This is a genomic window from Mycolicibacterium gadium, assembly GCF_010728925.1.
Taxonomy (GTDB): Bacteria; Actinomycetota; Actinomycetes; order Mycobacteriales; family Mycobacteriaceae; genus Mycobacterium; species Mycobacterium gadium.
In genome coordinates this window covers 1224560-1236408 of record NZ_AP022608.1, presented here as the reverse complement: position 1 = coordinate 1236408, position 11849 = coordinate 1224560, and the positions used below count along the sequence as shown (strand labels likewise).

Below are 11849 nucleotides of genomic sequence, written 5' to 3'. Positions count from 1 at the left end.
GGTGTCGTTAGCGTTGTGGTATGGGCGAATTCATCACGGCGGAGGTGGCAAGGGAGCGTATCTGGGCCGCTCTCGACGCGGTCGACGCTGCCCATTCGGTGCTTCGGGGAACGCCCTGTGATGAGGTGGGCACCGCGTTTCGAATGGAGATGGCCGAGCGTGTGGAAGCCCAGGAGCGCATCAATCGCGGGTTGATGTACCGGGTGTTCGGGCAGTTGGCCGATCCGCCTGATGAAGCGGGTAGCACACCTGGGTGGGTGCAGAATGTGGCGGCACGGCTACGGCTGACGCCCGCGGAGGTCAAACGCCGCACCAAGGTCGCCACCCGTATCCTTTCGCGCCGCCAGCTCACCGGCGAGCAATTGCCACCGGATCTACCGCTGCTGGCCGACGCTGTTGGCGCCGGTGCTGTTGGTGAGGACCATCTGCGCGTGATCACCGCGGCGATGAGGAACCTGCCGTCGTGCGTGTCGGTCGAGGAGCGCGTCGAGGTCGAGCGCAGCCTGGTCCGTGAGGCGGCCAAGAGCGACGCCGACATCGTCAAGGCCGCGGCGAACCGGATCGACGAGATCTTCAATCCTGACGGCGATTTCAATGAGGCCGACCGAGCGCGTCGCCGCGGTGTGGTCATGGGCCCTCAGGGCCGTGATGGGATGTCCCGGATACGGGGTTACCTCGACCCCGAAGCCCGTGCCTACGTGGAGGCGGCAACCGCGGCGGTGCGGCCAGGCCGTCACTTGCCCGACGGCACCGTCGAAGAGCAACGTGACGACCGCAGCCCCGCGCAACGCTGCCATGACGGCATCAAACTCGGGCTCAAAGCCGGCCTCGCGTCCGGCGCATGGGGCTCGCATCGGGGACACCCGGTGACGGTGATCGCGCGCACCACCCTGGCCGAACTGAACCAGGCCGCCCACGCGGTCACCGATCCCGACATCCCGATGCCCTCGCCGGCGCGCACCGGCGGCAACACCGCGCTGCCGATGCGCGACCTGATACGGATGGCCGCCGAGGCCATCCACTACCTCGCGGTGTTCGACGACCACAGCGACCGACCCCTCTACCTCGGCCGCCAGAAACGGATAGCGACAACCGACCAACGCATCATCTGCTACTCACGCGACGGAGGCTGCACCCGATCCAACTGCCTAGAACCGGGCTATCACTCCGAGGTCCATCACGCTGTCGACTGGGCCGCCGGTGGACCCACCGACGCCGACATGCTGTTCTTCGCCTGCGGGCCCGACCACACGGCGGTCAGCGAGGGGCGATGGCAGACAACGGTCACCGACAGCGGACGACTGGCGTGGACCGACGGAACCCGACCGCCCGGCATCAACCACGCCCACCACCCCGAAGAACTCCTCCGCAGCGACCCCGACCCACCCGACGAGACGTAAGGCAGTGACGCCGACGATTGATACCGAGCGGCCGGCGACACCTACAGCTTCGACGCCGCGCTCTCGTCGAGCAGCCACACGGTCGCGTCGCGGCCCACAGCACCGGCGGCCGGTACATCGACAGGACTCGCGCCCCCAATTGCCGCGGCAACCGCGTCGGCCTTCGCCTCGCCGGATACCACCAGCCACACCTCACGAGAACGCTGAACAGCGGGCAGCGTCAGGGTGATTCGTCGCGGCGGCGGCTTGGGGGAGTCGGTCACGCCGATCACCAACCGCTTGGTTTCGCGCACTGCGTCGGTGTCCGGGAACAGCGAGTTGATGTGGCCTTCCGGGCCCATCCCCAGCAGGTGCACGTCAAAATCGGGTTCTGACTGGCCTTCGTCGGCGTTGTCGGCCAGCACTTGCTCATACGCCGACGCGGCGGCACCGAGGTCGTCTCCGAACGCGGCACCGCTGGGCGCCATCGCATGCACATTCGCGGCCGGGATGTCGACGTGATCGATCAGCGCCTCCCGTGCCTGCTTCTCGTTGCGCTCGTCGTCATCGGCGGGCACGAACCGATCGTCGCCCCAGAACAGATGCACCTTCGACCAGTCGATCCCGTCCGCCTGTTCGCGAACCCGCTTCAACAGCCCGGTACCGGTGCCACCGCCGGTCAACACGATCAGCGCGCGGTCCCGCCGGCTGATCGCATCGGTGATCGCACCCACCAGTCGGTCACCGGCAGCCGCCACCAAAGCGTCTGTGTCCGGGTACTTCTCGACGACAGTGCTCATGCGTACTGCACCTTCTCGATTCCCTTCAGCGCCTCGTGGTAGATCTCGTCGGCGTCGAGCCTGCGCAAGTCCTCGGCCAGGCACTCCTTGGCCTCCCTGCGGGCCAACGGGATCAGCGAGTCCGGTTTCGCGGTCCTGCTGATCGTCGCCGTCACACCGGTCTGCGGCCGGCGCAGCGTGATGGTCTCGCTGCTGCGGATCAGCTCGACCTTCAATTCGCCGATCTCTCGCTTCACGGGACCGTCGATCCTGGTGGCCAGCCAACCGGCGAGCACGTCGAGCGAGGGTTCCTCGCGAAGTCCGGACACCACCGCCGAGGTGACGGGCTCGAACGGGGGCTGATCGAGCGCCGCCGTCAGCAGCGCGCGCCAGTAGGTGATGCGGGCCCACGCCAGATCGGTGTCTCCCGAGCTGTAGCCGGCCAGGCGACCCTTGATCGCCGCCATCGGATCGGCGCAATCCGTCGCGTTGGTGATCCGTCGAATCGCCAACTGTCCCAGGGGGTCTTGCGACGGATCGTCAGGCCCTCCGGCTGGCCACCACGCCACCACCGGGGTGTCGGGCAGCAGGAACGGCAACACCACACTGCTGGCGTGGCCGGCCATCTCGCCGTGCAGATGCAGCGCGACCACTTCGCCGGCTCCCGCGTCGGCGCCGACCCGCAGCTGTGCATCCAGCCGGGGCTCGGTGGCGTCCCGATCGCCGGCCACGACCACGATCACCCGGCACGGGTGCTCACGGCTAGCGAAGTTGGCCGCCTCGATCGAATCCTCGAGCAGTTCATCGGTGTGCAGCGAGATGACGAGCGTGAGCACCCGGCTCAGCGTGATCGCGCCACCCTCTTCGCGAAGGCCGGTGATCTTCTTGTTGATGTCGTTGGTGTTCGTGTTGGGCAGGTCGACGATCATTACGGGCGCCTCCATTCCCGGCCCATGCGATGCAGCATCTCGTCGGCCGACTCCGGCCCCCAGGTGCCGGACTCATAGGAGTCCGGTTTACCGTGCGACGCCCAGTACTCCAGCACGGGATCGAGGATCTCCCAGGAGAATTCGACCTCGCGGTTGACCGGGAACAACGACGGTTCACCCAGCAGCACGTCGAGGATCAACCGCTCATAGGCCTCGGGGGAGTCCTCGGCAAATGCCGATCCGTAGGAGAAGTCCATGTTCACGTCGCGGACTTCCATGGCACTGCCGGGAACTTTGGAACCGAACCGCGTGGTGATGCCCTCGTCGGGCTGTACCCGGATCACCAACGCGTTCTGGCCGAGTTCCTCGGTCATCGTCTTGTCGAACGGCAGATGGGGTGCCCTCTTGAAGATCAATGCGATCTCGGTGACCCTGCGGCCCAAACGCTTTCCGGTGCGCAGAAAGAATGGAACACCCGCCCAACGGCGGGTGTCGATCTCCAGGGCTATCGCCGCGTAGGTCTCGGTGGTCGAGTCCTTGGAGAACCCCTCCTCCTCGAGCAACCCGACGACCTTCGAACTGCCCTGCCAACCCGCGACGTACTGGCCGCGTGCGGTGGTCTGATCCAGCGGCTGCATCACCTGGGTGGCCGAAAGCACCTTGATCTTCTCCGCCTGGAGGTCACCCGGCCCGAAGTTGACCGGCTCCTCCATGGCCGTCAGCGCCATCAGCTGCAGCAGATGATTCTGGATGACGTCGCGGGCCGCGCCGACACCGTCGTAGTAACCGCCACGGCCACCGAGACCGATGTCCTCGGCCATCGTGATCTGGACGCTGTCGACGTAGTTGTTGTTCCAGATCGGTTCGTACAATTCGTTGGCGAAGCGCAGTGCCAGGATGTTCTGCACCGTCTCCTTGCCGAGGTAATGGTCGATGCGGAACACCGACTCCTCGGGGAAGATGCTGTTCACCACGCTATTGAGCTCCCGCGCGCTCTGCAGGTCATGGCCGAACGGCTTCTCGATGACCACCCGGCTCCAGGAGCCCTCCGGCTTGTTCGCGAGCCCCGATTTCTTCAGCTGTTCGCACACCACGGGGAATGCGTTGGGCGGAATCGACAGGTAGAACGCGTGATTGCCGCCCGTCCCGCGCTCGGCATCGAGCTTGTCGAGCGACTCGGCCAAGCGCTCATAGCCCTTATCGTCATCAAAGGTGCCCTGCACGAAGCGGATTCCTTCGGCGAGCCGGTCCCAGACCTCCTGGCGAAACGGCGTGCGAGCGTGATCTTTGACGGAGTCGAAGACCAGCTTCGCGAAATCCTCGTCCGACCAATCTCGGCGCGCGAACCCCACCAGCGCGAAGTTGGCGGGCAGTAGTCCCCGGTTGGCCAGGTCGTAGATCGCCGGCATCACCTTCTTGCGCGCCAGGTCGCCCGTGACGCCGAAGATGACAACGGCGCACGGCCCCGCGATGTGGGGCATCCGCTTGTCGCGTTTGTCGCGCAGCGGATTACGCCATTGGCTCATTTCTTGGCGGAGTCGAGCTGTTCCTGCGTGGCGTCGAGCAGTTCCTGCCAGGACTTCTCGAACTTCTCGACGCCCTCGTCCTCGAGCACCTTGAACACGTCGGGCAGGTCGATGCCGACCGCGTCCAGCTTGTCGAACACCGTCTGGGCCTCGGCGCCCTTACCCGTGACGGTGTCGCCGGTGATCACACCGTGATCGGCGACGGCATCCATCGTCTTCTCCGGCATGGTGTTCACGGTGTTGGGCGCGACCAGTTCGGTGATGTAAAGGGTGTCGGAGTAGTCGGGATTCTTCACGCCCGTCGATGCCCACAATGGACGTTGCACGCGCGCACCGTCGGACTTGAGCGCCTCGTAACGGGAGCCGCCGACGAAGATCTCTTCGTAGGCCGCGTAGGCCAGGTGGGCGTTGGCGACGCCGGCCTTGCCGCGCAATCCCAGCGCTTCATCGGAACCGATCTTCTCGAGACGCTTGTCGATCTCGGTATCCACCCGGGACACGAAGAACGATGCGACCGAATGGATCTTGGAGATGTCGTGGCCGGCCTCCTTGGCCTTTTCCAGACCTGCGAGATAGGCGTCCATGACGAGGCGGTGGCGCTCGACGGAGAAGATCAGCGTGACGTTCACCGAAATGCCTTCGGCGATAACGGCGGTGATCGCGGGCAGCCCAGCCATGGTGGCGGGGATCTTGATCAACAGGTTGGGCCGGTCGACGATCTTCCACAGCTCGATCGCCTGCAGGATCGTCTTGTCCGTGTCGTGCGCGAGCCGCGGGTCCACCTCGATGGACACCCGGCCGTCGACACCGTCGGACAGCTCGTACTGCTTGGCCAGCACGTCGCAGGCGTTGCGCACGTCGTCGGTGGTGACGGTGCGGATGGTGGCGTCGACGTCGGCGCCACGCTCGGCCAACTCTTTGACCTGGTCGTCGTAGGCGTTGCCCTTCGACAGCGCCGCCTGGAAGATCGACGGGTTGGTGGTGACGCCGACGACGCTCTTGGTATCGATGAGCTCCTGCAGATTGCCGGTCTGCAGCCGGTCGCGCGATAGATCGTCGAGCCAGACCGAGACACCGGCGGCGCTCAGGGCGGCCAGATTCGGGTTCTGCGTCATGATTGTTGCCCTTCTCGTGAGGTCTAGTTGTCTATGGATCGCTCTGCGGCTGCCGCGACGGCCTCGGGGGTGAAGCCGAACTCGCGGAACAGCGTCTTGTCGTCGGCCGATTCGCCGTAGTGCTCGATCGAGACGATCTCGCCGGTGTCACCGACCAGCTTGTACCAGCTCTGCGCGACGGCCGCCTCGACCGCCACTCGCGCCGAAACCGTCGGAGGGAGTACCGAATCGCGGTACTCCTTCGGCTGCGATTCGAACCACTCGACGCACGGCATCGACACGACGTATGCCGTGATGTCCTTTTCGGCCAAGAGTTTCTTGGCTTCCACTGCGAGCTGCAGCTCCGAGCCGGTGCCGATGATGATCACGTCGGCGTCGTCGGCGGGGTTACCGCCGCCGAGCACGTAACCACCCTTCGCCACACCCTCGGCGCTGGTGCCCTCCAGTACTGGGATGCCCTGACGGGTGAGGATGAAACCGACGGGACCGCTGCCATTACCGCGAGCGATGATGCTGCGCCACGCGTACGCGGTCTCGTTGGGATCACCTGGCCGCACGACCGAGAGGTTCGGAATCGCTCGCAGCGCGGCGAGGTGCTCGATCGGCTGATGCGTCGGCCCGTCCTCGCCGAGACCGATCGAGTCATGCGTCCAGATGTAGATGGTGTCGATGTCCATCAGCGACGCCAACCGGACTGCGGGGCGCATGTAGTCGGAGAACTGCAGGAACGTTCCGCCGAATGCGCGGGTCGGGCCGTGCAGCACGATGCCCGACAGGATCGACCCCATCGCGTGCTCGCGAATGCCGAAGTGCAGCACCCGGCCGTACCAGTCCGCGGTGAAGTCCTCGGTCGAGATCGACGGCGGACCGAAGGACTTGACACCCTTGATCGTCGTATTGTTGCTGCCCGCGAGATCGGCTGAGCCGCCCCATAATTCGGGCAGCTTCGGTGCCACGTCGTTGAGCACCTGGCCGAACGCCGCGCGCGTGGCGACTGCCTTGCTCCCCGGCTCCCAGTAGGTCAGGTCGGAGTCCCAGCCCTCGGGCAGCTCCTCGGCGGTCAACCGGTCCAGTAGCTTCTTGCGCTCGGGCTCGCGCTCGGCCCAGGCATCGAACTGCGGCTGCCACTTCTCGTGGGCCTCCTTGCCGCGCTCCACCAGCTTGCGGGTGTGCTCGATGACCTCGGGGCGCACCTCGAAGGTTTTGTCGGGGTCGAAGCCCAGCACCTTCTTGGTCGCCGCGACCTCCTCGTCGCCCAGCGCCGAGCCGTGCACACCACCGGTGTTCATCTTCGTAGGCGCGGGGTAGCCGATGATCGTCCGCACCGAGATGAACGACGGCTTGTCGGTGACCTTGCGTGCGGCCTCGATAGCTTCTTCGATTCCGGTGACGTTCTCGCCGCCCTCGACCTCCTGAACATGCCAGCCGTAAGCGCGATAGCGAGCCGGAACATCTTCGGAGAGAGCGATATTCGTGTCGTGCTCGATGGAGATCTGATTGTGGTCGTAGAACACGATGAGGTTGCCGAGCTGCTGGGTGCCCGCCAGCGAGGACGCCTCGCTGGTGACGCCCTCCTCGATGTCACCATCGGAGGCGATGACATAGATGTAGTGGTCGAACGGGCTCTCACCCCATGCCGGGTCGGGGTCGAACAGGCCGCGCTCGTAGCGAGATGCCATCGCCATGCCGACCGCCGACGCCAGCCCCTGACCCAGCGGCCCAGTCGTGATCTCCACGCCCTTGGTGTGGCGGAACTCCGGATGGCCGGGCGTCTTGGATTTCCACGTCCGCAGCGACTCGATGTCGGACAGCTCCAGGCCGAACCCACCCAGATACAGCTGGATGTACAGCGTCAGGCTCGAGTGCCCGCAGGACAGTACGAAGCGGTCCCGGCCGAGCCAGTGCACGTCGCTGGGATCGTGGCGCATCTGGCGCTGGAAGAGTGTGTACGCCAGCGGAGCCAGGCTCATCGCGGTTCCGGGGTGCCCGTTGCCCACCTTCTGCACCGCGTCGGCGGCCAGCACCCGAACGGTGTCGACCGCCACCGAGTCCACGTCGGCCCAATCGTCGGGATGGTGGGGACGGGTAAGGGTAGAAATCTCTTCGAGCGTGGTCACAGGCGCCCTCTCCTGGTCGACGGGTGAGCTCGGCAAAGCTGCCTCTTCAACCACCCTAGTGCGGGAGCGTCATCCCTTGCAGGCCGCTTGGGGGACGATTAGGCGGCCGTTCAGCAGCGGTCTACCATCCTCTGTAGTAGACGCCGCGCGCGCTGCAGCCATTTCAAGGAGTTACTGCGTGGACATTCGCGAGAGCCAGCTCCCCGTCGGGACGCACGGCCGAGTGCGCACCACGCTGTTGGGCTATCTCGCGCTGACGAAACCGCGCGTCATCGAGCTGCTCCTGGTCACCACGATCCCGGCCATGCTGCTGGCCGACCGCGGCACCGTCGATCCGCTGCTGATCCTGAACACGCTGGTCGGCGGCTTGCTGGCGGCGGCGGGCGCCAACACGTTGAACTGTGTGGCCGACGCCGACATCGACAAGAAGATGAAGCGCACCGAGCGCAGGCCGCTGGCCCGCGACACCGTGCCGCGCAGCCATGCCTTCGTCTTCGGGCTCGCCCTGTCCGTCGGCTCGTTCTTCTGGCTGTGGTGGACGACGAACATGTTGTCGGCCCACCTCGCCGGTGCGACCATCGCGTTCTACGTGCTCGTCTACACGCTGCTGCTCAAGCGCCGCACGACGCAGAACGTGGTTTGGGGCGGCGCGGCCGGCTGCATGCCGGTGATGATCGGCTGGTCGGCGGTCACCGGAACCATCCAATGGCCCGCGCTGGTCATGTTCGCGATCATCTTCTTCTGGACGCCGCCGCACACCTGGGCGCTGGCGATGCGCTACAAGGAGGACTACGCGGCGGCCGGCGTGCCGATGCTGCCCGTGGTCGCCACTGAACAACAGGTGACCAAGCAGATCCTGATCTACACCTGGCTGACGGTCGCGGCGACCCTCGCGCTCGCGCTCGCCACCGGCTGGCTGTACGCGGCCGTCGCCATCCTGGCCGGCTCCTGGTTCCTGGTGATGGCTCACCAGCTCTACGGCGGCGTGCGCCGCGGTGAGCCGGTCAAGCCGCTGCGGCTGTTCCTGCAGTCGAACAATTACCTCGCTGTGGTGTTCCTCGCGCTGGCGATCGATTCGGCCCTTGCCCTGCCGACACTGTTCACCGCCTGACGGTGACGGGTTAGGGGATCAGCACGACTGAGCCGACCGTCTTGCGGCCCTGCAGGTCGCGGTGCGCCTGCTGGGCGTCCTCGAGGCGGTATCGCTCACTGACCGTGACGTTGATGGTGCCGCCGGCGATGGCATCGAGCAGTTCTCCGGCGCGCCAGGCGAACTCATCGGGTGTGCGGGTGTAGTGCACCAGCGTCGGCCGGGTCAGGAACAACGAGCCGGCCGCGTTGAGCCGCTGCGGATCGAAAGGTGGCACCGGCCCGCTGGACGCCCCGAACAGCGCCAGCGTGCCGCGGATGGCAAGGCTGGCGATGCTGGCATCGAAGGTGTCGGCGCCGACGCCGTCGTAGACCACGGCGACCCCGCCGTCGGTGAGGTCCTTGATCTTGGCGCCGAACTCCGCGGCATCCTCGGGGTAGTCGAGAACCTCGACGGCGCCCGCCTGCCGCGACAGTTCCGCCTTCTCCGGCGTGGACACCGTGGTGATCACGCGGGCGGCCATGCTGGTGGCCCACTGCGTCAGGATCAGCCCCACGCCTCCCGCGCCGGCGTGCACCAGAACAGCATCGCCCTGCTGCACGGGATACGTCGACTTGATCAGATAGTGCGCGGTCATCCCCTTGAGCAGAGCAGCCGCGGCCACGTCGGCGCCCACGCCGTCTGGCACGTAGGCGCAGAAATCGGCTGTCGCCAAAGAATATTCGGCATAGGCGCCGTTGGCCTGGGCGGTGACCACGCGGTCGCCGACCGCCAGCGCCGCGACTTCCTCGCCGACGGCTTCGACGGTGCCGCACACCTCGTTGCCGAGGATGAACGGCAGCTCGCGCGGATACAGCCCAGAACGGAAGTACGTGTCGAGGAAGTTCACTCCGATCGCTTCGGCTTTGATCAGTACCTCACCGGGCCCGGGGGTCGGCTGTGGCTTCTTGGCGTAGGTCAGCACTTCTGGTCCGCCGGTCTCGGCGACTTCGATGGCGTACATGCTTCTATCCTGCCTTGGTATGAAACTGGCCCGCCCCGATGTCTTCCATCCGCGCGTCGTGCTGGCCGGCTGCCAGGCGTTACCCGAGGGCGAAGGTGACGATGGCGAACTCGTCGCGGCGCTGCGCCGGCGAGGACTGCACGCCCACTGGTTGTCCTGGGACGATCCGGACACACTGAAGGCTGACCTGGTGATTCTGCGGGCAACGTGGGACTACATCGAGCGGCTCGACGAGTTCCTCCAGTGGACCACCAACGTCCGTAACCTCGTCAACGCCCCCGCGGTGGTCTCGTGGAACAGCGACAAGGCATATCTGGCCGACCTCGCCGAGGCCGGTGTGCCCGTTGTCCCCAGCACGTTCATAGCCCCGGGCGAGCAAATGCACCTACCCGCGGGCGAAATCGTCGTCAAACCTGCCGTGGGCGCGGGATCCTTTGGTGCACAACGGTTCCACGACAGTCAAGCGGCCCGACGCCATGTCGCGTCGCTGCACGACGACGGCCGGACGGCGCTGGTGCAGCCCTACGACCGGCGCGTCGAAGACGGCGAGACGGCCCTGGTCTTCCTGCGCGGCCGCCAGTCGCACGCATTCACCAAGGGGCCGATCCTGCCGTCGCAGGGAGGTCAGCCCGCGTTCGACGACTCGGGCACGTACGCCGAGGAGTCGCTGACCCCGGCCGAGCCGGACTTCGAGCTATGGGATGTCGGGCATGCTGCACTGTCCGCGGCGGCCGCGCACCTCGGCATCGACGCGGCCGAGCTGCTGTACGCACGGGTCGATGTGATCGGCGGCCCTGACGATCCGCAACTGCTGGAACTCGAACTCGTCGAACCGTCGCTGGGATGGCGGCAGCTAGACGCCGCTACCCGGAGCAGCAGGCAACGCGACTTCGCCGTCGGGGTCGAGGAAACCCTCGAGCGCCTCGGGCTCGGCCCGCTCTCGCATCGACGCCCATAGCGCGGCGGTGGCCGCCGTGCACGCGGCCGCGAGGGCGACGTGCAGCGCCACCAGAGCGGCGGGGACATCGAGGGCGTATTGCACGCGCCCGACAAGGGCTTGCCCCGCCACGAGAACCAGCAGCACGGCGAGTCGCCTGACGACCGGTCGTGCTGCGTTGACCGCGCGCAGCCCGAACACCAACGCCACCAACAGCGACAGGTAAACCACCAGCAACGTTGCGTGCAGCTGCACCAGGGTGACGATTTCAACTTCAAGCCGCGGCACCGGCTGGGTGATGCTCTTGTCGCCGGCGTGCGGACCCGCGCCGGTGACCAGTGTTCCGGTCACGAGCACGGCGGCCAGCGCAATCGCACTGAGAATGGTCAACTGGCGCAACGGTTTCGGAACCCGGTGCCGCACGACGCCGGTATCGGGTTCGCAGATCTTCACGTAGAGCAGCACCGACACCCAAACCATCGTCATCGACGCCAGCAGGTGGATGGCGACCGTCCACCACAGCAGGCCGGTGAGCACCGTGATCCCGCCGATCACGGCCTGAACCACGGTCGACACCGGCATCAGCCATGCGTACACGAGGACCTCGCGGCGCCTGCGCGCGCGCGTGACGGCCAGCACCGCCAGCGCGGCGGTGAGCACCACCAGGAACGTGATCATCCGGTTGCCGAACTCGACGGCCTGGTGGATTCCCGCGACTTCAGGGTGGGGGATCGGGGTGAAGCTACCGGGGAAGCACTGCGGCCAGGTCGGGCAACCGAGACCCGACGCGGTGACGCGAACGATCGCGCCGGTTACCGCGATCCCGCCCTGCGTCAGGACGACGGCGGCGGCGATGGCGCGCTGGACCCGCAGGCTCGGCAACGGCAGAAGATCGACCAGTCGCAGGAAGATTCGTCCGACGGGCACGGCCTCGATGGTAGAGCAGGATTAACTACACGATGTAGTAGGGCTGC

10 protein-coding genes are annotated in these 11849 nt (G+C 66.3%); 3 read left to right on the top strand and 7 right to left on the bottom strand.

Annotation, left to right across the window (positions count from 1 at the left end; translation table 11 throughout):
* Nucleotides 1-20: 20 nt before the first annotated feature.
* Entirely contained in the window at nt 21-1400 is a 1380-nt protein-coding gene (locus tag G6N36_RS06005; protein ID WP_163685665.1) for a 13E12 repeat family protein, read from the top strand.
* Between the two features lie 41 nt (nt 1401-1441).
* Here G6N36_RS06005 and pgl read toward each other — a convergent pair whose 3' ends face one another.
* Genes pgl through tkt form a run of 5 tightly spaced genes read right to left on the bottom strand, consistent with a single transcriptional unit; the run spans nt 1442 to nt 7845 of the window.
* On the bottom strand, nt 1442-2179 hold the full coding sequence (pgl, locus tag G6N36_RS06000) for a 6-phosphogluconolactonase (RefSeq protein ID WP_163685664.1): 738 nt from the start codon (nt 2177-2179) through the stop codon (nt 1442-1444).
* A complete protein-coding gene (gene opcA / locus G6N36_RS05995; RefSeq protein WP_163690473.1) occupies nt 2176-3087 on the bottom strand; it encodes a glucose-6-phosphate dehydrogenase assembly protein OpcA in 912 nt (303 codons plus the stop codon). Before opcA ends, pgl begins: the two co-directional genes overlap by 4 nt.
* Nucleotides 3087-4613, bottom strand: a complete 1527-nt coding sequence (zwf, locus tag G6N36_RS05990) for a glucose-6-phosphate dehydrogenase (protein WP_163685663.1) — start codon at nt 4611-4613, stop codon at nt 3087-3089. Before zwf ends, opcA begins: the two co-directional genes overlap by 1 nt.
* Nucleotides 4610-5728 carry a transaldolase gene (tal, locus tag G6N36_RS05985; RefSeq protein WP_163685662.1) on the bottom strand — a complete coding sequence of 373 codons (1119 nt, stop codon included), beginning with the start codon at nt 5726-5728 and terminating at the stop codon, nt 4610-4612. The genes zwf and tal overlap by 4 nt, the downstream gene beginning before the upstream one ends.
* A 23-nt stretch (nt 5729-5751) precedes the next feature.
* The gene (gene tkt / locus G6N36_RS05980) at nt 5752-7845 is read right to left on the bottom strand and encodes a transketolase (protein WP_163685661.1); all 2094 of its coding nucleotides are present in this window, start codon (nt 7843-7845) and stop codon (nt 5752-5754) included.
* 178 nt (nt 7846-8023) lie between these two features.
* Here tkt and G6N36_RS05975 point away from each other — a divergent pair, with 178 nt between their 5' ends.
* Complete coding sequence (locus G6N36_RS05975; protein WP_163685660.1) at nt 8024-8956, top strand: heme o synthase; 933 nt, start codon at nt 8024-8026, stop codon at nt 8954-8956.
* A gap of 10 nt (nt 8957-8966) precedes the next feature.
* Here G6N36_RS05975 and G6N36_RS05970 read toward each other — a convergent pair whose 3' ends face one another.
* Nucleotides 8967-9938, bottom strand: coding sequence for a quinone oxidoreductase family protein (locus G6N36_RS05970; protein ID WP_163685659.1), 972 nt, complete (start codon nt 9936-9938; stop codon nt 8967-8969).
* A gap of 19 nt (nt 9939-9957) precedes the next feature.
* Here G6N36_RS05970 and G6N36_RS05965 point away from each other — a divergent pair, with 19 nt between their 5' ends.
* Entirely contained in the window at nt 9958-10896 is a 939-nt protein-coding gene (locus G6N36_RS05965; protein WP_163685658.1) for an ATP-grasp domain-containing protein, read from the top strand.
* Here the strand turns inward: G6N36_RS05965 and G6N36_RS05960 are convergent.
* Nucleotides 10792-11802, bottom strand: a complete 1011-nt coding sequence (locus tag G6N36_RS05960; protein WP_163685657.1) for a COX15/CtaA family protein — start codon at nt 11800-11802, stop codon at nt 10792-10794. The two genes, G6N36_RS05965 and G6N36_RS05960, sit on opposite strands and share 105 nt — an antisense overlap.
* Nucleotides 11803-11849 lie beyond the last annotated feature (47 nt).